Source organism: Corynebacterium haematomassiliense (assembly GCF_013978595.1).
In the GTDB taxonomy this organism is placed as follows: domain Bacteria; phylum Actinomycetota; class Actinomycetes; order Mycobacteriales; family Mycobacteriaceae; genus Corynebacterium; species Corynebacterium lehmanniae.
The window spans coordinates 1,367,744-1,391,239 of sequence record NZ_JACDTZ010000001.1; the positions used below are offsets into that span (position 1 = coordinate 1,367,744).

A 23,496-nucleotide genomic window follows, 5' to 3' on the forward strand; every position below is an offset into this window, starting at 1 on the left:
ATTTGCGGTTTTTCGTTGCGCTATTAGCCTTATCCGCATGTCTCAGCCCGACAACCCCCTCCTTCGCAGCCACCTGGCCCCGCCGGCGCGGACGCTCATCGACGTCCTCACGGCCACCGCCGCCGAGCACCCCGATGCCGCCGCCATCGACGACGGCGGCGCGAACTCCGCCGACGACGGCGTGCTCACCTACGCCGAACTGGTGGAGGAAATCGAGCGCCGCGCCGCCGACATGCGCAAGATGGGCGTGCGTGATGGGGGCCGCGTGGGGATCCGGATGACGTCGGGAAGCAGGGAGCTCTACCTTGCGATCCTGTCCACCATGCGCGCGGGCTGCGCGTACGTGCCGGTGGACGCGGACGACCCGGACGAGCGCGCGGAGACCGTGTTCGGAGAGGCGGACGTGGACGCGATCTGGACCGACGACGGCCTGCGGGTGCTCAAGCCTGCGCAGCCGACCCCGCTCGGCGAGGTCACCCCGGACCACGACTGCTGGATCATCTTCACCTCCGGCTCCACAGGAAAACCGAAAGGTGTGGCGGTGACGCACCGTTCGGCGGCCGCGTTCGTGGACGCGGAGGCGCGCCTGTTCTGCCAGGACAACCCGCTCGGCCCGGACGACCGCGTGCTGGCCGGGCTGTCCGTGGCCTTCGACGCGTCCTGCGAGGAGATGTGGCTGGCCTGGGGCCACGGCGCATGTCTGGTGCCGGCCCCGCGCGCGCTGGTGCGCTCCGGCCAGGACTTGGGCCCGTGGCTGATCCGCCGCGACATCACGGTCGTGTCCACGGTGCCGACGCTGGCCGGCCTGTGGCCGAAGGAGGCGCTGGACAACATCCGCCTGCTCATCGTGGGCGGCGAGGCCTGCTCGCAGGAACTGACCGACCGCCTGGCGGACGGCCGCGAGATGTGGAACACCTACGGCCCCACCGAGGCGACCGTGGTGGCCAGCGCGAAGCAACTGTTCCCGGGCGAGGCCGTGACCATCGGCTGGCCGCTCGACGGCTGGGATTTGGCAGTAGCCGACGACGGAGAACTCATCATCGGCGGCGTGGGCCTAGCCCGCTACCTGGACCCGGAAAAGGACGCGGAGAAGTACGCGCCGATGGGCGACTGGGAGCGCGCGTACCGCACCGGCGACCACGTCAAACTCACGGACAACGGCCTTGCCTTTATCGGCCGCGCGGACGACCAGGTGAAGATCGGCGGGCGCCGCATCGAGCTGGGCGAGGTGGAGGCCAACGTCGCGGCGCTCGAGGGCGTGTACAACTCGGCCGTCGCGGTGCAGGAGTTGCCGTCGGGCGACAAGGTGCTGGTGGGCTACGTCTCCCCCAACGACGGCACCGAGCTGGACGTGCAGCAGATGCGCGAGCGCCTCGCAGACACCATGCCCGCGGCGCTGGTGCCGCGCCTGCACGTGATGGACGAGCTGCCGATCCGCACCTCTGGCAAGGTGGACAAGAAGGCCCTGCCGTGGCCGCTGCCCGCCAGCGTCGACGCGGTTGGGCTGACCGAAACCGAAACGTGGGTGGCCGAGCAGTGGGTCGAGGTCCTCGGCCTGGACGTGCCGGGACGCGACGCGGACTTCTTCGAGCTCGGCGGCTCGTCGCTCGCGGCCGCCGCGCTGATCACCCGCCTGCGCGAGCGCGTGCCCACCATCGCGGTGCGCGACCTCTACGACCACCCCAGGCTAGAAACGCTTGCCTCGCTTATCGACGAGCTCACGCTTGCCAACCGCACCGCCAAACGCGAACGCGAGGTAGCGCCCGTCGGCGCCGGCACCCGCGTGGCGCAGACAGCGTTGATGGTGCCGGTGATGACGTTGAAGGCAGCCACGGCGGTGACCTGGGTGGCCATCGCGGCGAACCTGCTGGGCCTGACCGAGCTGAGCTGGCCCTGGCTCGCCGCCGCGTTCGTGGTGCTGTGCACCCCGTTCGGGCGCATCCCGATCGGCGCGCTGGGCGCCCGACTGATCCGCGGGCGGGTGAAGCCCGGCGTGTACACACGCGGCGGCGCGCAGCACGTGCGCCTGTGGGCGGCGGAGCGGTGGCTTGCGGCCTCCGGCGCGCTGAACATCTCCAGCGCCAACGCCGCGAAAATCACCGCCCGCATGTTGGGTGCCAAGATCGGCAAGGGCGTGGACATGCACGCCTTCGCACCGGTGACGGGCCTGCTCACCATTGGTGAAGGCTCCGCCATCGAGCCGGAAGTGGACCTGTCGGGTGTGTGGCTCGACGGCGACGAATTCCACGTCGGCGAGGTGTCCATCGGCGCGGAGGCGCGCGTCGGCGCGCGCTCCACGCTCATGCCCGGCACCGAGATTCGCAACGGCGCGCACGTGGAGCCGGGCTCCACCGTCACCGGCCGCAAGCCCGTGAAGAAGCGCTCGCGCTGGGCGGGCTCGCCCGCGCGCAAGGTGGGCCGCTCCAAGCACCGCTTCCCCGACGAGCGCCCGCCGCGCCGACCACTGTGGGCGCTGGGATACGGCCTGACGTCGCTGTTCCTCGCGCTGCTGCCGGCTACTGCCGGTGTCGCCGGCGCCGCCGCGACGGTGGGGCTTGCTCACATTGCGCATACCTCGTCGGTGTGGGGCCTGCTCGTGTTCGCCCCGGTCGGCGGCCTGGTCTACATCGGGGCTGGTTTGCTGTTGACGTGGCTGGCCGTGAGGGTGGCGTCGATAGGCGTGAAGCCCGGCGTCTTCCCTGTGCGCAGCGTGCATGGCTGGGCGCTGTGGACTGTGACCAGGCTTATGGACGACGCCCGCACCCGCTACTTCCCCATCTACGCAGGCCTCGCCACCCCGGTGTGGCTGCGGTCGCTGGGCGCGCAGATCGGCGAGCGCGCCGAGGTGTCCACCGCCGTGATGGTGCCGAAGCTGACCGAGGTGCGCGACGGGGCATTCCTTGCCGACGACACGATGGTCGGCACCTACGAACTCGGCGACGGCTGGATCCGCACCGACCACACCGTGGTGGGCAAGCGCTCCTTCGTGGGCAACTCCGGCATGGTCGCGCCCGGCCGCAAGCTGGCGAAACAGTCGCTGGTGGCGGTGCTGTCAGCGTCGCCGAAGAAGTCCAAGGCGGGCTCGAACTGGTGGGGCTCGCCGCCGGAGCGCATGCGCCGCGTCGAGGTGGAGGCCGCCGGCGAGGCGACCTACAAGCCGTCCGCGTCGCTGATGCGCAAGCGCGGGTTTGTGGAGACGCTGCGCCTGCTCGCGCCCATGACGCAAGCCGTGCTGGCGGCGGTGTTCGCCGCTGTTGTGGTGACGCTTCTGGAGCGCTTCGGCTTCTGGACGTACCTCCTCGGCGGCCTGGTGTGGATGGCCGTGGGCGTGCTGGCCGTGCTCACCGCCGTGGTGGCGAAGTGGGTGTTGGTCGGGCGGCACCGCGCGGGTGAGCACCCGCTGTACTCCTGGTTCGTGTGGCTCAACGAGCTGCAGGACCAGTTCGTCGAGGTCGTCGCCGCGCCGTGGTTCTTCAACTGGGCCTCCGGCGCCGGCGAGATGAACCTGGCGCTACGCGCCCTGGGTGTGCGCGTCGGCCGCGGCGCGTGGATCGAGTCCTACTGGTTCCCGGAGACGGACCTGTGCGTGGTGGGCCGCGGGGCGTCGGTCGGCCCGGGCACGGTGGTGCAGACGCACCTATTCCAGGACCGCGTGATGTCGCTGGACACAGTGTCGATCCTGGACTCCGCGACGCTGGCAGCGCATTCGGTGTCTCTGCCGGGGTCCGCGATCGGCGCCGGCGCGACGGTGGGCCCGGGCTCGCTGGTCATGCGTGGCGACGAGGTGCCGGCCATGACCGTGTGGCAGGGCAATCCCGTGGAGCCACAGTAGGGGTTTACGGCGCGGTTTCGTCCGCGGTCACCGCTCCCGGGATTCAGCTCGCGAAACTGAACGGTTTGCCGAACGGACTTTCTCCATCGAACAACTTCTGAAGTTTCGTCGTCGTAGCTGGCTCGTCCAGAATCTGCTGCACTTGGCGAAAGTCCTCTTCGGAGAGGAAAATCTGTTTCTCTTCCATCGTTGCCTCCTGTGTATGGCTGTTTCTTCGTCAGTTCCATGGCCGGTCATGGTCCTTGGCTGTACGGAGGTTGCCTTCCCCCAGACATACTTTCCTATCCCGGAACGGCGCAGGCGTCCTTTCAAGGTTAAAAGCAAACCTCGAACGCCTGCTTGTTGGGTAAAACCACTGCAGCGGAGGTTCCTCCTGCTCCTCAAACCATTCCAGTTTCGATCCCGCGAATCGGTCGGAGTACGTCATCTCAGCTGCAGCTCTAATTAATCGATCCCAATCGGTGTCTCCAGTCGATTGTGGAGCAGAGTGCGCGAGCAAAAACTCTTCGTCTTCAGGTATATCTCGGATGTCAGAGACCACCCGTTTGAGCACACGAACCGCGAAAGACGGGTCGTTCTCGGTCTGAATTTCGTTGCGCAACCAGTCCGCGAATTTGGGATACGAATAGTGCCGTTCCACAACCACACCTCCTTCCACCGAGGTCAATCAACCTAATGAGCAACAGATTACTTGGTTGGGCAAGCGAAGGCCCCGCCTTGCGACGAATCGCAAAGCGGGGCCGACGATCTCAGAGCACTTCGGCGCTATAGAGCCTTAGACCGTCTCGCGGCGGCTGAAGGCGTAGCCCGCAGCGCCCACGATGGACAGGATCAGCAGCGCGACCAGGCCAGCGGGCAGCTCTGCCACACCGGTGGAGGCGTTCATGCCGCGCTCGCCGTTCGCCGCAGCGGCGTTGCCAGTGTCGTTCGCTGCGGCGCCTGCGTTGCCGGCGGCCGGGGCGCCGCCGTTGGCCTCGACCTGCTTGGCGATCTCATCGCCGTGGTCCTTCTTCACCTGCTCAGACTCGGCCTTCTCTTCCGGGGAGGCCGGCTGGTCAACGCGGTTCGGGTCCTTGACCAGGTCACCGTCCTTGTTCACGAAGTACTGCACACCGGCGATGATCAGGCCCAGGCCGGCGAGTGCACCCAGGGAGCCGAGCACGATCGCGGCAGTGTTGTCCTTGGTGGTCGGCGTGGCGGTGGCAGTGGCGGTACCGGTCGCGGTCTCCGTCGCAGTTGCCGTCGCGGTGCCGGTGGCGGTGCCCTCAGTGCCCGCGGCAGCGCCCGAGTCGCCCGCCGTTGCCGTTTCCGTGGCCGTCGCGGTAGCAGTAGCGGTTTCGGTCTCGGTCGCAGCCTGCTCATTCGTGCCCAGGGAGTTCGACGAAGCCGGCTCCGAGCCCTCCGGGGCGCCCGGAAGCAGCTGGTCGTTCGGGTTTTCCGGGGCGTTGCCGGTCGCCTGCGCGGCGCCGTCGCCAGTGCCGTTGCCGAAGATGCTCATATCGGCATCGTTCGGGCTGTCGGTGGCCTGCTGCACGCCGTCGTCGAGCTTCGGCGCGTTGCTCTCCTGAGCACCCGCAGTCGGGATTACGCCAGCACCAAGTGCGGCGGCGGTCGTCAGTGCGATTGCAGTCTTGTTCAAACGCATTGTCTGCTCCTTCACTTTCGGTTGTTTATCCCACCCACCTAATGCATCGGCCAGGTGGCGCGGTTACGTTACAACCGGACCCTCCACACACCCTGTCAGTTCGATACGAAATCCACGCACGATGGGCGCCGCGAGCTATCCCCGGGGGATGGCGGGGGCGGGCTCGGCGGAGCCGTCGATAGGCCCGGCGACACCTGCAAACTGCCAGCCCACAACCGCATTTCGCACCGACTGCTGGTAGAACGGCGGCTGGATACAACTGATTGTCAGCAACCTTCCAGGGGTGGGGCCGTCACCCCAGATGGAGGTGTCGCTGCTGAGTGACGCTTTCACCGGGTCGTGAAAGTCCGTCGCCGTGTACTTCAGCCACGCCTCGCCGGAGGCCTCGGTGCGCAGGTACAGCACGTCGCCGGCGCGGACGGTGTGGTGGTCGGCGGAGCCGTCGTAAAGCTTGTCAAAGACTGCTTCCACCCCGGAACCTGTGTGACCCGCGATGACCACAATGTCCTCGGCCTGCGAGCCCGGCAGCGCGTACGGGCGGTCGGGTGAGGTGTACGCGCACGCGAGGTCGAGCGTGGCCGGGTCGATGGTGCCGTCGTGCGCGCGACAATCATTCGGCTCGAAGTCCGCGACCAGGCCAATCGCGGGAATGTACATCTCCAGCGGGCGGCTGTCCGCGATGAACGGCGCCTCTTGCTGCGGCGCCGGCGCGGGGGCCTCGGCGGCGGGCGGTTCGGGCGCGGGCTCGTCGGTGGGCTGGTCGTTGCCGGTCCACCACAGGTATACGAGGGCCAGCAGCGTGACGACGACCAAAGGTCCAATCACGGACCTGCCGCGCCGTGACGCGTGGGAATGGCGAGCCGCCATGACAGGCCTCCTTCCCGGTTCGGTGTGGGTGCGATCGTAGTGCGCGCGGTGAGAGGCCGGAAACCTAGGGCGGTTGTGTTCTTTTTATCGCCCAAGTGGCATCTCGGTCTGGAACAGTGGTGGTACCGGTATGACCCCCTGGGGCCGTAAACGTCTCATCTCTTGCAGCGCCTCGCCCCAATGCGTCTGATCAAGGGGCATCCAATTTTCAACCTCGGACAGGTACGAGCTCGAGAGGATCTTGTTTACCCCAGCGCGTTCAGACTTTGTCAGCTCTCGTTTCGCCTCAGTTCTATCCGCGCACGCGAGTAAGGCGAGCGCATCTTGGATGTGGCGCTCCCGGTTCGCACCGGGGAGCCGAAGGGCATGGCCCTTCATCGCCAGGGCGGACCAGACGTTAGGCAACCTGACCGTATGCGCCTCGCTGACCGAGACCTCAAGCACGTCTTTCGGCGTGCCGCTTGCAAATCGCCCGAGCGCTGACTTGGAACCAGGGCATTTCGCAACGTTGTATCCGCGCCATCGGTCAGGCGTGCGGTCGCTGTCGATTCCCATCACGTCTATTCGGGGTCGCTGTTCGTGACGAAACTGGTGGAGAAACCCGTCTCGCCTCAGCGGCGTGATTTGCTCGTATCCTCCCTTCTCCAGTGCTTCCGCCACGCCGACCAGCGTCGAATTGTTAATGGGATCAACGACGATGTCCACGTCTTCCGTGGATCTCCCGTAGCCAACATCATTTAAGGTGCAATGCAGCTGGGTCATTGCCCCACCTACGAGCAACCAGTCCTCACCATCCAACACAGCTGCGACCTGGTGTAGCCCGGGGTACACGCCGTTCATCATGCTTATGCCGCGCTCGCCGCGTTCTCCCTGATGTATGTCCGGACCGCTTCTTGTACACGTACTCCCCCGAGCATGTAGGCGTCTGCGAGCGCTTGCTTTTCTGAGCTATCTGGCTCTCTGACGAGGACACCTACGCGCAACGTCTGATCGCTCAACCCCAAAATTCCTGCGTTGACGAGGTCTTCCAAACCAGCTGCTTGAACGTACCTCCGGCCTCCTGGGGCAAGCCCCATCGCACGGGCATCTAGCAGTCCGAGTTCAGCCGGGAGCAGCCGATCAGCGCGGTCGAAGTACTCCGCTTCAACAAAGCCGATATCCCGGGCAACGAAGGCCTGATCCGTACCGAAAATCTCAACAAACTCGTCGGACACGTACCGCGCTAACGCTTGGGCAAGCATGAGATTGACAGTCCCCCGCTCATCGAGCGCTACGCAACCGCTTTTAGCAACACGCGCGATCTCATCAAAATCAGCGCGAAAGTAGTCGGCAGCTTGCGCCAACGTAACCCTCATCTCGCTTGCCCTCCTTTCAGGCGTCCCGGCTCAACTGGAGCTCAGCTTAAACGTTTGAGCTGCGCCTTTCTAGTCCCCACTGCTGCACCCACAGCGGAATCAAGCGGTCCGGCGCGGGGCCTCGGCGGTGGGAGGCTCGAGCGTGGGCGCGTCAGTGCTGGCCCGAAGCATGCCAAGCCGTTGCCCTAGACCGTCAACTTCTGTACCATAAATGATACAAACCGTGACAAGAAGGGGGAGTCCTGTGAGCGATACATTCAACGCACTGCTGCGGGCACAAACAGAGAAGGACCCAGCGTTTGCTGAAGTCTATGAGCGTGAGCTGAAACGGATCCAAACCTACGACCGGATCGTCAACACGATTGAGGAGCACCGCGAAAATCTGGGGCTCACCAAAAAGCGCATGGCTCAGGATTCCGGCATCCCCTACTCTTCCGTTCGCCGGTTGCTTACCTCGTCTGGGCGTGAAGTGAATCCAACTGTTGGCACGCTCGCGGACTTGGCAGCATCTGTAAATCTACGTCTCACGCTAGAGCCTGATGCTGAACGCTTGGAAACACATTCGTAGGTTCACGTCCGAGCAATATAACTCGCAACCAGGCTAGCCGGGGCAAGAGACCGAACTGGCCGACCGTTTTCGTCGGGCCTGAAGTACTCGTCTCGAAGCTCACTTAATTCCACATAACGGCTCTCCGCGAATACCTCGCCATTCGGCTTCGAATCTGCGTCGATGACGGTTAACAGTGGCCGGTCCACGTTCTCCGCAAGAACATCGAGCACGCAGAACAGGCGGTAGTGCACGCCGTCGATCCTCGCCCTCACCTCATACATCCCAGTGCAGGTGCCATGCATTGCTTCCCACTTACCACCACCAGCGAACTTTTTCGGAGGAGTCTCTGCTACAGCAGCGAGGACAGGTAAGAGCTTCCTCGCTGCTTTATTTGGCCACGCGGCAAAGGTTTCAAGAGACGGCACTGCACCATCATCAGGACGCATGAAGAACTCAACCGAGTGCGATGCGTCGGACGAAAGCCGCGGTGTAGCCCTTTCGCGCGATTTCAACCGTTTACGTTTCCCCACCATTCCCCCTTGATGTTGGGGCAAACTTTAACAAACGCTGCGTCGACGCGCAGCCGAGTGTTCCCCTCAGCGCTACCGGAGCCCCGGGAGCAACCCGCGCAGCTGATCGCCGAACTGCGAGGCGACGAACGCGAAGGCCCCGCCGAGCGCGGCCACGATGCCGATGACCAGGGCGGCCTTCGCACCGGCAGAGGATCCCTCCACCGAAACGGAATCAGCATCTGCCTCCGGGGTGGGCTCTGCCGGGGGCTGCACCGGAGGCGTCGATAGGCGGTGCTGCTTGGCAAAGTCCTGGTACTTAATCATCTTCGCCTCGCCGTCGGGGTTGAGCAGGCTATGGCCGTCCTTGAAGTCCCAGGCCTCGACGCGGATGCGATCGTCGTAGACCTTCACGCGCAGGCCGGTAGCGGCCTTGTCATCCACAATCTCCTCGTCGTGGTCGCCGTCCGGCAAGTACTCGTTGAGGATCGCGCCGGTGTTGACCACGGGAAAGCCGATGGCGCCTTGCGGGGTGCCGTCGTAACGCCTGGTGCCCCACCAGTTGTTCTGCTTCAGCGAGGAATGCGAGTGGCTGGTAAACGCCACGATGTCGTTGTACTTGGACAGCACGTCGGAGATGGCCTGCTCGTCCTCAAAATCGTTCTGGTACCAGGCGGAATGGCTCATGGACACCGTCCCCGGCAGCAGCGGGTGCGTGAACACCAGCGCGGTCACGCCCTGCTTATCCCAGTGCGCGAGGCGCTCGTCCAACCACTGCAGCTGCTCGGCGGAGATGCGCTGGAACGGCTCCTTGCCGTCGCGGTCGACGTCCGAGTAGTACTCCGTGTTGATGGAGATCAGCGGCGTGCCGTCCACCACCACCTCGTTCCACGGCTTGTCCTGCCCGGAGTATTTGAGGAAGCGCTGCATGTGCACCTCCGAGGATTCCTTGCCGTACATCTCGTGGTTGCCGATAGTCCACAGCTCCACGCCCGAATCATGCGGGACCTCCTTGCGCGCGGCGAGGAACTTGTCCCACTGCTCCTGGCTGCCGTTATCCACCAGGTCGCCGTTGATCACCAGCGCGCCCGCCTTCTCCGGCATGGCGTTGAGGCGCCGGACGGCCAGCTTGAAGTCCTCCGGGTCGTCCTGCGTATCGGAGATGACGTCGATGACGGTGTTCGGCTTCTCCGCGGCCTGGGTGAACGGCGCGCGCACCGCGACGTTGTCCACGGCCCACCAGTAGTCGTCGTTGCCGCCGAGGTAGCTAAACGTCACCTGCATCGTCTTCGCACCTTCCGGCACGTCGAGCTCGAAGTACTCGTGGGAGGAGTAACGGTTGCTAGTTAGCCTATCGACGACCTCCGGTTCCCCACCATCGAACCCCACCGCAACCAGTGCGGTTTGGCCCTTCTTACCCTGCCGGTAGTGCTGGTCGAACTCGAGGGCGACCTTGCTCTGGCCGGCGACGTCGATCGGCTCGGTGGTCATGCGCGCATCCATGGAGTCGCACTCGGCGAGGCGCTGCTGCTTCGAATCGATGATGGCGAACTGGTCGTGCCCCTGGGTGAAAAAGTGGCGCTCGTCGGTGCCGGCGGCCCAGGTCCAGTGGCGCACATCCGAGACGGTCCAGCCGTTCCAGCGGGCCTCGCCGGAGGACACGCCCTCGACGTCCTGCGACCAGCCGTCCGGCAAGTCGTGCGTGAAGTGGGCGGGGTTGTCCACCCCGTCGAAGCTCTGGAAATAAGTGAAGCGGGGCGCCACAGGAAGACGGCGCCAATCGATTGAACCCGAGCACGACAGAAGGCGCAACGAGCTGCTCGCCATGTGGGCACTGGGTTTGAATACTGTCGGTGGGTTACGTCAGGCGCGCTAGAGAGTTTCTCCTTGCCACAATCGCACCGATCAACAGGAGAATCGCGCCGAATAGCGCGTGAGCGCCGACCCCGTGCCCGCCCGTGGCAGGGAGATTTCCTTGCCTAACGTTGGCAAGTTCCATCGATGCTGAAAGTCCGTCAATCTTCACTGAAGGGACCGCGATCGGTGGAGTAGACGACCAGGATTCAATGCCGTTCCTGTCCTCGAGAAACTCGACGGATTTACCATCCTCCGCTGCACTAATGCGGAAGACTATGGGCGCGGTCAGAAGGCTATACCTAGAGCCGTCGGCGGCTAACGGGGATCGGGTCTCGAACAGACGGTAAATCCTTCCGATCTCCAACCCATCCACTGCCTTATAGATTCCTGAAGCACTGTCTTCGAAAATAAATACATTGGGGTCGGATTGCCACGTTGAGCGGTCCCAATTCATTTCGTTTTCATCTAGAACTCCATTATTGTCGGCTGTAACGTCAAACAGCACAAACTCCGCACCGTTTAAAGGCACTTGACCTCCGCCTGAATCGACTTTCTTGATTTCAAAAGCGACCTTTTCAGGTTCCGGCTTAGGGCAAGCTGCTTCCGAAGAGTTGTTCCCCGGGTTCGAATCCTTGTCGTTATTCACAATTTCCGCGAGATTCGGGCCACATTTGCCCGTCGTTGAGTTTGCTCGCACGTACAGCCTCAACCACGCATTTGGCTGCATTTCCGGCAAACCGATCTGGAATACGTAGCCTTCGCCTGCATACTTTCTGTAAGATTTCGGGTTTCTGATGTTTTGGCTTTGCCCTTCGGACGCCGCCGTTCCGACCAGGCCAAACGTTCCCGGCTCGTACACCTCGGGTAGGTTCTCGATGAGTGTAGATCCCGAATTGTATGTGCGACCATTTCTAACCTCAATACGCCAAATGTCGCTGTACTTTTCAGCGTCCGGCAGGTTACTCAATTGCGCGTAATCTTGAGCCGTCTCTGGGTCATCTGGTGAAAGTCGCACTTTCCTCACAGACAGATCGCTTTCAGGCGTGGGGTACTGCAGGCCGTTACTTGCCGCATCAGTGTTATACGAAAATGGGGCTTCATCGAGAAGCTGTTCGACTCGGATAACCGGATTATCGGGGTACTGAATACTAATCTGAACGGTTTTGACGGAGCTGTTGCTTTTTCCACCCACACCGAAACCTAGATTACCGTTTCCGTATGTCCAAGCTTTTCCCCAGGTGGTTTGAACCTTAAGTTTCTCTCCATTGAGAGCCTCTGCACGCTCACCCTTCACTTCATAGTAATCAATTTCACCTGTATCTAGATTGATTCGCTCCATAACGGGAACCCCGTTAGGAAGGCTAAGTCCGGGTTTGGCGTTGTACGCGCCCGTACTGACTAGACCCCAGGCATAATTTGGCGCGGATGCAAGCTGGGCATAGTCCTCGGAAAGGGCTAGCACTGCATTGCCATTGTTGGTCATCTTTTCCACCGGGGGTAGCCCCGTAGAAAATTTCTGGTTGTCGGGCAGGGCGACTCTGTAGAGCTGTCTAGTACCCGAAGTTGCGGAGTTTGATACGTACAGATAGCCGTTATAGATGACACCGGAGTTCAGAAGTTCTGCGTCGTTATTCTTGGTCGCGCCTTCATTCGGAAGAGTCACTCCGGTCAAGGGACCTAGATTGGTCACTGCACCCGACAGCGGGTTGATTTGAAGAAGGTGTGCAGCGGGGAAGCAATCTTTGTCGGCTCCCCGGTACTGACTGACCGCATAAAGCCAGTTATCCGCGGGGTTATAGGCCAGCGCGTTGTAGATCCACTCGCTCTTACCCAACTGCTGGAATTTATCGGATCCCTGCTTCTCAAGGTTTAGTACAGTTCGGACCATTTTCCCACGATCAGTTGTCCCTCCGTTAGCATCTTCCGACGTAGAAACGTAGATGCGAGTTCCCGCCTGCTCCTCGGGCGTCAACGTTCGAGCTGGTTTCGGGTCGTTCACGAAACTTTCTGCAGGGCACTTGTAGTACACTTGGTTGCCCCACATTCGTACATCGTAGGTCCCCTTTCCAGGTCCTGAAAGATCGAGTTGCACAACGTCCCCGGAGCTCAACACGACGTCTTCATAGTTAGGCACCAACTCAAACTCAGTCTCGTACGACTTGTTGGCAGAGTTAAGACGCCTGAAATCTAAATTGGCCTTATCAAGCGTTCGGGAATAGATAAGCTTTCCATCCCTGACGACACTCATCCGGAGAGGGCCAGCAATGTCAACGGTGTCTGAATTATCTTTCTTCTTGCTCACCCTTACCCTGGTTATTCTGTAATTTCGCGTACTTTCATCAATGGTGAACTCGAGATGCGGATTCGAATTCGGGAAAGTCACTTGCAGATTCTCGACGTCAAGCGAAGAGTCCGAATAGCCGCTAACGCTCGCACGCGCCATCCCCGCGCCCTCCGGATTCACGGTGGCGGCGGCTTGGTCGATGCGTCCGTACCCGGTCTCCGAAAGTTCGCGTGCCGTCGGAACCTCATCCGGTTCCGCAATCGCGTACTCGCCGGCCTCGGTGGTTTCGACCTCGATCTCGAGCTTCATCGGCGGAATCGTCCAGAAGGCGTCCTCGTCGATGCCGATGACGTCGAAGCCCTCGCCGTTGACGTAGCCGAAGTACTGCGGGTCCAGCTCCTCGCCGTCAGCGACAACCTTCACAATGCGGGTGATATCGCCGTCGCCAATGCGCTTCACACCCCAGATGTACTCGTCAGACGCCTTGCGCCCGGAGTCCCACGGGTTGTCGTCGGTGTCGCGGATGGTGATGTGGTCAACATCGCCGTCGCGCTCGACCGTCACAGAGTTCGGCTCGACCACGACCGGCTTAGGCGCCTCGGAAGACGCTTGAGCAGAAGTAGGCGTCTCCGCCGTAGTCGTCGTGGAAGCTACGGTCTCGGCCGTCGCACTCGTCGTGGTTTCGGCGCTGGTCTCCTGCGCGTCCACCGGGTACGAACCCAGACCAGCGGCAAGCGCCACGGAGGCAACCACGGCAGCGATGCCACGGAGCGAGCGACGCGTGCGCGAGCTAGCAGTTCGCGCTGCAGGCTTCAAGATGTTTCGCATAATCGTTTTCCTAAATCCGCTGTCTTACCGTGATTGCTCTTCGTTTTTGCTGCCTCGGGCCAGGAAGAACCCGACCAGGATCAGCAGGCCGCCCAGGCCCGCCGCCCACAGGACATTCGCGCCGGTGTAGGCCAGGTCGCCGCTGCGTTCCTTATCCGCCGGCGGCTGCGTCACCGTGGTGACAGAACCGTTCGGCTGGGTGGTCACGTACGTCGACGGCCGGGTGGTGATCACCGTGGTCGAGCCGTTAGGCATGGTGGAGGTGATCGTGGACTCGACCGGGGTGAACTCCGTGGTGCGCTCTGTGGAGGTCTCGGTGGTCTTCTCCGTGGTGTTCTCGGTCGTGCGCTCCGTCGTCGTCGACGTCGATGGTGACGGCGTCGGGGTAGAGGTCGGCGGCTCGCCACCGTCGCTGCCGTCCCACTTGGTCACCACCACGTTCTCATACTTGAACTGGGTGCCACGCACGTCACCGAGCGGGAGGATGATCAGCTGTGGGCTGGACACGTGGTACTCGTGCCCGTCGTCCGGGGCGTCTTCCTCCAGCAGGTAAAGCCCGGGCTTCAGGTTGTCGAAGCCGGCTGCACCCTTCTCGCTCGTCTGCGTGGTGGCGATTGGGGTGAGGCCTTTGGCTTTAGCGTCGTCAAGCGAAAGCTTCTTGGCACCCGCGCGCCCTTCATCCGTGGTGACATCCACGCCCTTGACCAACGACAACTTGAACGTCGCACCGGCGATGGCCGGCGGCTTCTCCCCTGCCGGCACATCGTCGTACGGGTTCGTCGCTGCTTTCTTCACCACCAACGAGATCGGCTGGGTGGTGTCCACGCTCGCTGCGGGGATGTCGCGGTCGTTGCCGCTGATCACCTTCGCATCGGCAGCGGGGCCGAAGAACCCGCACGCAAGGACTGACGCCGCGCCGAGCGCCGCCACAAACTTCGAAGTGCGCATTAGGACAGAACCTCTCTAGTCATGGCGTCCTTGCGGTCGCTTTTCTTCTTCTCGCGGATGATCCACCAGATCAGCGCCAGCAGCACCAGCAGGGAAACGCCGCCGAGGGCCCACATCCACCACTGGAAGGTGGACGTGGATTCGTCGAGAATCTGCGCTTCGTCCGGATCCATCGGCACGCGCTCGGCGTGCACGAGCAGGCGGTGGGTGTTGATGCCGTACGGGGTGCACGTGATCAGCGTGAGCAGGTCGCGGCCGGGCTCGGCACCCAGGCTGTCGGTCTCGTCGGGGAGGACGATCTCGATGTCGTACACCTTGTACTTCATGCGCTCGCCGAACGTGGAGACGTAGACTGCATCGCCGACTTCGACGTCCGCGAGGTCGTCAAAAAGCGATGCCGTAGTCAGCCCGGTGTGGCCGGTGATCACGGAGTGAAAGCCCTCGCCGCCGGTGGGCAGCGCCGAGCCATACAGGTGGCCGAGGCCCTTCTGCAGGGTGTTTTCGCTGGTGCCGTGGTAGACGGGTAGACGCACGTCAATCGACGGGATGGCTAACTGCGACATCGCTGACACCCCCGCCAACTGCGCCTCATACGCTTTGTACTCGGCGTTGTCTTCGCTGATGCGCGCAAGCCAGGGGTCCAGAATCGGACCGTCGGTATGCGCGCGGTTGTAGGCGACCGCAGCCTCGTACGCACGGTTGACCTGCTCCGGCGGTGCCGCCTCGAGCTGGTCTTCGTATGTTTTCGCTACTTGTTCTTGCACGCGGTTATTCAGCTGAGTAGCAACCACCGGGTACATCAGTACCGCCAGGCCGACGAGGATGATGAGGACAGGTAATGCGACACGCTGGAAGAACGACTTCTGCGCCGGCTGCTTCCGGTGCTTCGCCTTCACTGCTGTGGTCACGTTGTTGTCCTCTCTGGGGCCATCGCTTATCGACGACAACCCTTCCTATTCAAAACTGGAGCAGGAATTTAACGCCCTCCTGCTGGCGGGCGTGCGCCCCGGCGGGTCCGGGGCGCCTCCCGGTCAGCGGTTATGCAGACTGGGAGTTGCGACGTGCCGCGTAGACACCGCCACCGATGATCGCGAGACCAGCCAGGGCGATGATCAGAACACCCATGCCACCCGTTCCAGGCAACAGCGGCTTGGTGTTAACAACCGTCACGGTCTTCTGGACCTTTTCGTACTTAACGTCGCCTACCTGCAGATCTTCATTCAGGTCGCTGCGCTTGAAATCGATCACAACAGGCTTGTTCAGCTTCTGGTAGCCCTCTGGAGCCTGCGTCTCCACAGCGCAGTAACGCTTCGTTACTTCAGCGACTTCTTTATCGTCGATGTAGTCCGTAACGTGAAGCGACTTGTTAAACTTCACCAGACCGTCCTGATCAGAAACAATGCCAGTTTCGATGGCATCACCAGTAGTTTCACCGGACTCATCACAACGGAAGAGGTCGAACTTAGCGCCCTTCAGCTTGGTTTCCCCACCATCAGTCTTCACGAGTCGAAGCTCACCAAGGTAGGTCTTGACTTCATCCCAAGGGGTTTCCTTGGGCTTGTCGGTGGACTTGGTGTTCGGTCCGCGAACGATGGAGCGTGCATTGTTGACGATTTCGCCGTCGCCAATCTTCTGCATCGTTGCAGTGAGGTAGACCTTCACCTCTACAGCTTCTTGCTTGCTCACACGATCGAGACCGGCGTCCTTGAACTCGACGGTCTTCGTAGTGTCAGCATCAGCTGGTCCACCTTCGATGGTGCCGTCCACCACGTCGTATTCGGCGGGTGGGACCTCTTTCCCACCAACTTCAACCTTCGTAACCTTCACATCGGTCAGCTCGCTGCCACGGAAAGCATCCTGCACCGCAAAGGAGGTCAGCGTGTTACCGGCCGGAACCACCGGTGCATTCGCGGTAATGGTGTAGTCGATGGTATCGCCGGAGTTCTTGTCTTCATCCTCCACGGACTTCTCGACAGTCGTTTCCGTGTTCTTCGGGTACACAACCACATCATTGATGTTCTTGGTGCCGTCTGCGGTAGTTACCGGAACGCTGACCAGGAAGGCCGGACCGGTGATGTAGTTGCTGTCGGCTGGAACGCCAGCTTCCTTCACGCGGTAAACACCTTCAGGCAGGTTGGTGAACCGCACTTTACCGTCGGCACCCGTCGTGCCTTCTGCCGTTGCGCCACCTTGAACCGGGGTCGCGGCGCTTGCGTCATTAATGTTGTCGGGATCCGGCGTCACCTGTTCGATGGAGAACTTGAAACCTGCGCCGAGATCGGTACCCGGCGCTTCATCCAGAGCACCGCCGTTGTAGTTGCTATTCTCTTGCCAGTTTCCACCGCGCTTGTGCACGGTGAGCGAGTACGCGGTGGTTGCTTCGCCAACAGCGGCGTTCACGTCTGCAGCGAACGCATCTTGCGCCGCGATACCAGCGGAGCCGGCGAAAGTCAGGCCCGCGGCGATGGCGATCGCGGCGGTCTTCTTGATGGCAATTGCCATGGGAAATCCTTTCGGAGAATCGAAGTTCGCTGGGCCCGAGTAGCGGTCAGCGATGGGAGGTTGAGCTGGCAGACGACAAACTCGTCCACACCACCTCTGGGCCCAGCTTGGGCGCCAACGCTGACCATAACGGAACCGTAATTCGGTGTCCATACTCGCTTCACGCGAGCTGCCAAAACCATAAAACGCTGAGAAAACATCAGGTCAGGTTTGCTTATCCGCAAAAAGGTGCCACCCCAAGATTGCTTCGCGTCTACCTCTAGATTTTCCCACGCTTGCCAGCTGTACTGCCGTAATCAGGAAGCGTGAATCCGTCAAAAAGTGAGGTTCTCTCAGTATTCAGAGGCCGAAGGGGGTACAGCACGGGGGTGCACCGCTATCAGCGGGTTAACTGCCCATCCGATCAATGTCCCTGGGCATACTCGACGGGGGTAAGCATGCGGCCGCTGCCCCGTCCGGAATGTTACTAGCAAGATGCCGTTTATCGCCGTCGGGCCAGTGGATCAGCGGATCAGCTCCAAAGGCACTGCCGGCAGGCCGAGGCCACCCAATACTTCCTGTACACGCGGCGCAAGCACCGCGAACGCCCCGCCAATCGCGGCGAGAATGCCGATAGCTACCGCGATCTTCTCGCCGGTGGAGGAACCGCCAGCGGTATCCGTGGGCGTATCCGGGTTGGGCTCGGCTGGGGCGTTGGCCGCGGGCGCCGCCACGCGCTTCTGCTTGGAAAAATCCTGGTATTTGATCATCTTCGCCTCGCCGTCGGGGTTGGCTAGGCCGCGGCCGTCTTTGAAGTCCCAGGCCTCGACGCGGATGCGGTCGTCGTAGACCTTCACGCGCAGGCCGGTGGCGGCCTTGTCGTCCACGATCTCCTCGTCGTGGTCGCCGTCCGGCAGGTACTCGTTGAGGATCGCGCCGGTGTTGACCACGGGGAAGCCAATGGTGCCTTGCGGGGTGCCGTCGTAACGCCTGGTGCCCCACCAGTTGTTCTGCTTCAGCGAGGAATGCGAGTGGCTGGTAAACGCCACGATGTCGTTGTACTTCGACAGCACATCCGAGATGGCCTGCTCGTCCTCGAAATCGTTCTGGTACCAGGCGGAATGGCTCATGGACACGGTCCCCGGCAGCAGCGGGTGCGTGAACACCAGCGCGGTCACGCCCTGCTTATCCCAGTGCGCGAGGCGCTCATCCAGCCACTTCAGCTGCTCGGCGGAGATGCGCTGGAACGGCTCTTTACCTTCGCGGTCGATGTCGGAGTAGTACTCCGTGTTGATGGAGATCAACGGCGTGCCATTCACCACCACCTCGTTCCACGGCTTGTCTTGCCCGGAGTATTTGAGGAAGCGCTGCATGTGCGCCTCCGAGGTTTCCTTGCCATACATTTCGTGGTTGCCAATGGTCCACAGCTCCACGCCCGAATCATGCGGGACTTCCTTGCGTGCGGCGAGGAACTTGTCCCACTGCTCCTGGCTGCCGTTATCCACCAGGTCGCCGTTGATCACCAGCGCGCCCGCCTTCTCCGGCATGGCGTTGAGGCGCCGGACGGCCAGCTTGAAGTCCTCCGGGTCGTCCTGCGTATCGGAGATGACGTCGATGACGGTGTTCGGCTTCTCCGCGGCCTGGGTGAACGGCGCGCGCACCGCGACGTTGTCCACGGCCCACCAGTAGTCGTCGTTGCCGCCGAGGTAGCTAAACGTCACCTGCATCGTCTTCGCGCCTTCCGGCACGTCGAGCTCGAAGTACTCGTGGGAGGAGTAACGGTTGCTAGTTAGCCTATCGACGACCTCCGGTTCCCCACCATCGAACCCCACCGCAACCTGCGCCTGCTGGCCGTCCTTGCCTTGGCGGTAGTGCTGGTCGAACTCGAGGGCGACCTTGTTCTGGCCGGCGATGTCAATCGGTGCGGTGCTCATGCGCGCGTCCATGGAGTCGCGCTCGGCAAGGCGCTGCTGCTTCGAATCGATGATGGCGAACTGGTCGTGCCCCTGCGTGAAGTAGTGGCGCTCATCCGTACCTGCGGCCCACGTCCAGTGGCGCACGTCCGAGATGGTCCAGCCGTTCCAGCGGGCCTCGCCCGAGGTCACACCCTCGACGTTTTGCGACCAGCCGTCCGGCAGGTCGTGCGTGAAGTGAGCGGGGTTGTCCACCCCGTCGAAGCTCTGGAAGTACAGGTACGGACGGGTGGACTCGGGGAAGGCTTCCGGCTGGGCGGCGCCAGCGGGAGCGGCGAACGGGACGACGATGGCGAGGGCGGTAGTGGTGGCGACGACGAGTGCACGGCGGGAGATCATGCGTCAAAAACTAGCGCCACCTGAGAGGTCCCGCAGCGCGAACTCGGACCGCACCGCTGCCTAGTTACCGATCGGGCCGCGTCCGCGTTGGTTCTTCCGCCGGTCCCGCCAGCGCTTCCACAGAATCAGCAGGAGCACCAGCAAAACAAGCAGCAGCACCGCGATCATCCACCAGGACCACACAAAGGCATCCACGGTGGGCTCTGGCGTCGTGGGATCCAGGGGAGCTCGCTCAGCGTGGACGAGCAGGCGATCGGTGTTGAGCCCGTACGGGGTGCAGGTGATTAGGGTGATTTTGTCTTTGCCGGGCTCGTAGGTCACGGCGTCGTAATCGTCGGGCTTGACCACCTCGCGCGACGTCATGCGGTAGCGCAGGCGCTCACCGAGCACGTCGATGAAAATGTCGTCGCCGGGCTTGAGCATGGGCAGCTGGTCAAACATCGCCGCGTTGACCATGCCGGTGTGCGCGGAGATCACCGCGTTGGTGCCGTCGCCGCCGACGGGCAGGGTGGAGCCGTACATGTGGCCGGCGCCGTCGTAAAGTACGTCCGCCCTGGTGGTGTGGTACACGGGCAGGTCCACGTTGATGCGCGGGATGCGCACGCGCGCCATCACGTGGTAGCTCTCCGGCAGGGTCAGCTGGGACATGTAGTCGTCGAAGCCGGGGTCCTCGTCACGCGGAGCGCGCGCGTGAGGGCCAGCAGCCAGCAGCCGGTCGTTGTACTCGTGGGCGCGGGCGAGCTCGCGGGCCTTGGTGTCGTCGCTGAGCTCCTGCACCGCGCCCGCGTACTCTTCGTTCTGCTTGATCTGCCGGTACTGCGCGGACAGCGTAGACGCGATCGGGTACAGCAACAGCAGCGCCCCCAGGATCAGCACGATCCAGGAGACGACGTTGCTGCCGCGTTTACTCTTCTTCGCCATTACGCCTGCGCAGAATCAGTCCGAGGATGATCAACAGCACCGCCACGCCAGTGATGCCGATGACGCCCGCGCCGGTATATGCGAGGTTGCCAACACGCTCGCCTATCGACGGCGTCCCGTCTCCCTCATCTTCCCTCACCACGGTTTCAGTCACAGTGGCCGTGGACCCGTCCGCACGCGTGGTCTCCCGGGTGACCACCTCGGTGACGGTGGCGTCGGAGGGGGCCGAACTGGTCTGGGTTTGGGTTTCGGTCTCGGTCTCAGTGCTTTGTTCGTCGTCGGTGACGGTGGTGGTTGCCGCGGCAGCGTCGAAGCACTTGCCGCGCTGGACCACGTTGATGTGGTTGACGTGCTCGACTGTCACGGGCGCGCGGGTGGCGTCCATGCCGTCCGCCGTCAGCGTCGCGGTGGCTTCGAGGTCCCCGAGCGTGGCGTTGCGCACCGGGCCGCTGCCCCACGGCTTCTTGTCGTTCGCCTTCGCCGGCACCCAGGTTTCCACCGTGGTGGCCGGATCCAGCGACTTCGCGCGGGCTAGCTTGGCCAGGCCCGCACTGGTCAGGGTGAAGGTCGCCTCGTCGTTGCCCTGCTGTTGCTCGTTGTAGTCCTCGCCGCGTTTCAGCTCGGTGCTCTCGCCCGCCCCGTGAATGGTCAGGCGCGGGGCTTGCAGCTTATCCACCGGCTGGTCCTTGCGGGCCGTGCCCGGCGCCTGCTTCGAGGTGGCCGCCGCCACTGCGTCGAAGCGCAGCGCCTGCTCGCCTCGCGCCACCACGCTGCGGGGCCCGTCGTCGTCCCACTGCACGGTGTGGCCGCGGGAAAAATCCAAGGTCAGCGTGTACTGATTCAGCGTGCCGTCGGTGGACACGTTCGGCACGGTGGAGACGAAGTCGTACTCCACGTACGTCCCCGGCGCCGCAGCGTCGCGCCACTCCGGGGTGTTGCACGCTGTCAGCGGGTCCACGCTAATCCCCAGCTCCTGCGCCTTCGGCGCCACCACCTGCCCCGGCTTGTCCGGGGTCACCGCCACCACGAACGGGGCGTAGGACACCCGCGCGTCCTGCGTGCCGGGGTTGTCCGCCACCCGCACCAGGTACACGCCAGAGTCAAGGCCCGTGAAGGTGGCGGTGCCTTCCTTCGACGCATTGGTGTCCACCTTGCGCAGGCGCTCGGGGTGGTCGCGTGTGATCGCCGGGATGTCCAGGGATTGGAGGGTATCGGGGGTGGGCCGGAGGTCGTCTATAAGCAACAGCTCCACATCGCGGTCCCCGATGCGCGCGAACCAGTCCGCACCGACGCTCTCGCTCAGATCGACCCGGAGGTCTGCTGCCGATGCGGCGGGCGCGCAGGCAAGGAAGGCAGCGGCGAGCGCGGCGGCGAGCCTGGGTGCCGTGCGTGAGTGCATTATGTCCTTCCTTGTCATGGTGGGGGCTTGCGGGGGCCGCAGATGGTGAACGGCGGATGGTGAAAATGCGCCAATTCCGGGCATATTCACCATCGGTGATTCACCATTTGCGCGTACTAGGCGTTGCGGCGGCTCAGCTGGTACGCAGCGCCGCCACCGAACAGCACGAGGCCGAGCGCGAGGATGTAGAGCATGGTGCGCTCACCGGTCGCGGGCAGGCGGCCCCAGATGTTGTCCGTCACGTCGTTGGTGGTCACGGTGTACACCGGACGACCGTTCACATCCTCGCCCTTGACAAGCTTCTGCGGCTCCGGGTTGAGCAGGAAGCCCTCAGGCGCCTTGGTCTCCACGGCGCAGTACTCGGTCTCCGGGTCGAACTGGAGCGCAAACGCGGTCACGGACGCCGGGGTGGAGTCGTCGCCGCCGACAGTGGTGAAGGTGTTGCCGGTCTTGGCGTCACCGGCCGCGTTCGCAGCGTTGAGCGCCACAGCGTCATTGGAGACCTTGCCGTCCGCGCACGGCACAACCTGGAACTCGGCACCGGCGCCGGTCTTCTCGTTGTCCTTGTTCTTGTCGTTGACCGTCTTGGAAAACTGCACGTTCACGTACTGGGTCTTGGTGTCGTTGGTCTTCTTGTCGCCGTCGATCTTCTCCCGCTCCGGCACGGACTTGATCGGCTCCTTGCGGTTAGGCACGAACACCTCGGCGGTGTTGACCACGGTGCCGTTCGCAGGGATCGTCTTCACGGTGGCGCCGAAGACAACCTGGACCTGCAGCTCCGGGTTGTCCTTGCGCAGGTTCGCCAACTTCGTGCGGCCAGCGTCAGTGAACTTCACCACGAGGCGGTTGTTTTCGTAGGTGACGGTGTAGTCACCCTCGGCCAGGGTTTCAGTGCTGTTCAGGAGGGTGACCTCGGCGGAGCCGTCGTCAAGCGTGAATGCTTCGGGCACCTGGTCCTCGATGCGGTAGTCGGAGATGGTGCGAGATCCGTCCTGCAGCACGTCACCGGCCGGGACCGGGGCCTTGACGGTGTAGGTGACGGTGTCGCCGACGTTCTTGTTGGTGTCGGAGACGGCCTTGGTCGGGTTGATCAGCTGGTTCTTCGGCGTGATCGTCGGGTTGTAGTTGATCGTGCCGTCCTCCTCCGTCAGCGGGAGGGTGACCAGGAACGGTGCGGCGACGGTGTAGTCGCCGTTGACCAGCTCGGTGACGCGGTACAGGCCGACCTCGAGGTTGTCGAATTTGACGGTGCCGTCGGAACCGGTGGCCTTGGTGCCGATGGTCTCATCAACGGTCGCGGCAGTCGCGCCGCCTTCGACGATCTCGTTGGCCTCTTCCCAGCCCTTTGCGGTGTCCAGGCCGTTGGTCATCTTGATGCGCTCGACCTTGAACTCGGTGCCTGAGATGGCTTTCTGGTCCTGGCCCGGGGTGTTGTCCTGCTTGGAAATGGTCAGGCTCACCGGCTTCGACGCATCGATAGCGTTGTTGGCCTGCTGCGCGATGGCAACCGGCGCGAGGTCCGGGGCGACGGCGAGCGGGGTGGCGGTTGCGAACGCGGCCGCGGCGGCCAGCGCGAAGGGTTTCTTGGTCAGGTTCGACATGGTTCAGAATCCCTTTCTGGGAGTGGGTGGGTGTGTGGAGTTGGTTTTCGGAATTACGTGTGCCGGTTTAGGAAAGCCCGTACACCGTCCGCTTGTAGCGGGCGAAT

17 protein-coding genes are annotated in these 23,496 nt (G+C 62.9%); 2 read left to right on the forward strand and 15 right to left on the reverse strand.

Annotated features, from left to right (window positions below):
* The first annotated feature begins 37 nt into the window (after positions 1–37).
* Positions 38–3,832 (forward strand): Pls/PosA family non-ribosomal peptide synthetase, encoded by a 3,795-nt coding sequence (locus H0193_RS06620; protein ID WP_181889096.1) that lies wholly within the window; start codon positions 38–40, stop codon positions 3,830–3,832.
* A 43-nt stretch (positions 3,833–3,875) separates the two neighbouring features.
* Here the strand turns inward: H0193_RS06620 and H0193_RS06625 are convergent, their stop codons facing one another.
* From H0193_RS06625 to H0193_RS06645, 5 genes are all read right to left on the reverse strand, one after another.
* A complete protein-coding gene (locus H0193_RS06625) occupies positions 3,876–4,019 on the reverse strand; it encodes a type II toxin-antitoxin system TacA family antitoxin (RefSeq protein ID WP_181889097.1) in 144 nt (47 codons plus the stop codon).
* A gap of 588 nt (positions 4,020–4,607) precedes the next feature.
* Entirely contained in the window at positions 4,608–5,477 is an 870-nt protein-coding gene (locus tag H0193_RS06630; RefSeq protein WP_181889098.1) for a hypothetical protein, read from the reverse strand.
* A 135-nt stretch (positions 5,478–5,612) separates the two neighbouring features.
* Positions 5,613–6,344 (reverse strand): sortase family protein, encoded by a 732-nt coding sequence (locus H0193_RS06635; RefSeq protein ID WP_181889099.1) that lies wholly within the window; start codon positions 6,342–6,344, stop codon positions 5,613–5,615.
* Between the two features lie 84 nt (positions 6,345–6,428).
* Entirely contained in the window at positions 6,429–7,106 is a 678-nt protein-coding gene (locus tag H0193_RS06640) for a hypothetical protein (RefSeq protein ID WP_181889100.1), read from the reverse strand.
* 83 nt (positions 7,107–7,189) lie between these two features.
* Positions 7,190–7,699 (reverse strand): hypothetical protein, encoded by a 510-nt coding sequence (locus H0193_RS06645; protein WP_181889101.1) that lies wholly within the window; start codon positions 7,697–7,699, stop codon positions 7,190–7,192.
* 244 nt (positions 7,700–7,943) lie between these two features.
* On the opposite strand from H0193_RS06645, the gene H0193_RS12455 reads away from it, so the two are divergent.
* A complete protein-coding gene (locus H0193_RS12455; RefSeq protein WP_181889102.1) occupies positions 7,944–8,267 on the forward strand; it encodes a helix-turn-helix transcriptional regulator in 324 nt (107 codons plus the stop codon).
* Positions 8,268–8,269: 2 nt separating this feature from the next.
* Here the strand turns inward: H0193_RS12455 and H0193_RS06655 are convergent, their stop codons facing one another.
* From H0193_RS06655 to H0193_RS06700, 10 genes are all read right to left on the reverse strand, one after another.
* Positions 8,270–8,779, reverse strand: a complete 510-nt coding sequence (locus tag H0193_RS06655) for a hypothetical protein (RefSeq protein ID WP_181889103.1) — start codon at positions 8,777–8,779, stop codon at positions 8,270–8,272.
* A 72-nt stretch (positions 8,780–8,851) separates the two neighbouring features.
* On the reverse strand, positions 8,852–10,522 hold the full coding sequence (locus tag H0193_RS06660; protein WP_338026616.1) for a metallophosphoesterase family protein: 1,671 nt from the start codon (positions 10,520–10,522) through the stop codon (positions 8,852–8,854).
* A gap of 94 nt (positions 10,523–10,616) precedes the next feature.
* Positions 10,617–13,640, reverse strand: a complete 3,024-nt coding sequence (locus tag H0193_RS06665) for a DUF6923 family protein (protein ID WP_181889105.1) — start codon at positions 13,638–13,640, stop codon at positions 10,617–10,619.
* 111 nt (positions 13,641–13,751) lie between these two features.
* Entirely contained in the window at positions 13,752–14,675 is a 924-nt protein-coding gene (locus H0193_RS06670; RefSeq protein WP_181889106.1) for a prealbumin-like fold domain-containing protein, read from the reverse strand.
* Positions 14,675–15,475, reverse strand: a complete 801-nt coding sequence (locus tag H0193_RS06675; RefSeq protein ID WP_375713418.1) for a class C sortase — start codon at positions 15,473–15,475, stop codon at positions 14,675–14,677. Before H0193_RS06675 ends, H0193_RS06670 begins: the two co-directional genes overlap by 1 nt.
* A gap of 238 nt (positions 15,476–15,713) precedes the next feature.
* A complete protein-coding gene (locus H0193_RS06680; RefSeq protein ID WP_181889108.1) occupies positions 15,714–17,177 on the reverse strand; it encodes a SpaH/EbpB family LPXTG-anchored major pilin in 1,464 nt (487 codons plus the stop codon).
* A 503-nt stretch (positions 17,178–17,680) separates the two neighbouring features.
* The gene (locus H0193_RS06685; protein ID WP_181889109.1) at positions 17,681–19,468 is read right to left on the reverse strand and encodes a metallophosphoesterase family protein; all 1,788 of its coding nucleotides are present in this window, start codon (positions 19,466–19,468) and stop codon (positions 17,681–17,683) included.
* A 60-nt stretch (positions 19,469–19,528) separates the two neighbouring features.
* On the reverse strand, positions 19,529–20,389 hold the full coding sequence (locus tag H0193_RS06690) for a class C sortase (RefSeq protein ID WP_181889110.1): 861 nt from the start codon (positions 20,387–20,389) through the stop codon (positions 19,529–19,531).
* On the reverse strand, positions 20,373–21,788 hold the full coding sequence (locus tag H0193_RS06695) for an isopeptide-forming domain-containing protein (protein WP_181889111.1): 1,416 nt from the start codon (positions 21,786–21,788) through the stop codon (positions 20,373–20,375). The genes H0193_RS06690 and H0193_RS06695 overlap by 17 nt, the downstream gene beginning before the upstream one ends.
* A gap of 116 nt (positions 21,789–21,904) precedes the next feature.
* Positions 21,905–23,389, reverse strand: a complete 1,485-nt coding sequence (locus H0193_RS06700; protein WP_181889112.1) for a SpaH/EbpB family LPXTG-anchored major pilin — start codon at positions 23,387–23,389, stop codon at positions 21,905–21,907.
* Between the last annotated feature and the right edge of the window lie 107 nt (positions 23,390–23,496).

Excerpts from the sequence above, each read along its gene's own strand:
- H0193_RS06620 (WP_181889096.1), top strand. The coding sequence starts at position 38 with ATGTCTCAGCCCGACAACCCCCTCCTTCGCAGCCACCTGGCCCCGCCG.
- H0193_RS06625 (WP_181889097.1), bottom strand. The coding sequence starts at position 4,019 with ATGGAAGAGAAACAGATTTTCCTCTCCGAAGAGGACTTTCGCCAAGTG.
- H0193_RS06630 (WP_181889098.1), bottom strand. The coding sequence starts at position 5,477 with ATGCGTTTGAACAAGACTGCAATCGCACTGACGACCGCCGCCGCACTT.
- H0193_RS06635 (WP_181889099.1), bottom strand. The coding sequence starts at position 6,344 with ATGGCGGCTCGCCATTCCCACGCGTCACGGCGCGGCAGGTCCGTGATT.
- H0193_RS06640 (WP_181889100.1), bottom strand. The coding sequence starts at position 7,106 with ATGACCCAGCTGCATTGCACCTTAAATGATGTTGGCTACGGGAGATCC.
- H0193_RS06645 (WP_181889101.1), bottom strand. The coding sequence starts at position 7,699 with ATGAGGGTTACGTTGGCGCAAGCTGCCGACTACTTTCGCGCTGATTTT.
- H0193_RS06670 (WP_181889106.1), bottom strand. The coding sequence starts at position 14,675 with ATGCGCACTTCGAAGTTTGTGGCGGCGCTCGGCGCGGCGTCAGTCCTT.
- H0193_RS06675 (WP_375713418.1), bottom strand. The coding sequence starts at position 15,475 with ATGTACCCGGTGGTTGCTACTCAGCTGAATAACCGCGTGCAAGAACAA.
- H0193_RS06680 (WP_181889108.1), bottom strand. The coding sequence starts at position 17,177 with ATGGCAATTGCCATCAAGAAGACCGCCGCGATCGCCATCGCCGCGGGC.
- H0193_RS06685 (WP_181889109.1), bottom strand. The coding sequence starts at position 19,468 with ATGATCTCCCGCCGTGCACTCGTCGTCGCCACCACTACCGCCCTCGCC.
- H0193_RS06690 (WP_181889110.1), bottom strand. The coding sequence starts at position 20,389 with ATGGCGAAGAAGAGTAAACGCGGCAGCAACGTCGTCTCCTGGATCGTG.
- H0193_RS06695 (WP_181889111.1), bottom strand. The coding sequence starts at position 21,788 with ATGCACTCACGCACGGCACCCAGGCTCGCCGCCGCGCTCGCCGCTGCC.
- H0193_RS06700 (WP_181889112.1), bottom strand. The coding sequence starts at position 23,389 with ATGTCGAACCTGACCAAGAAACCCTTCGCGCTGGCCGCCGCGGCCGCG.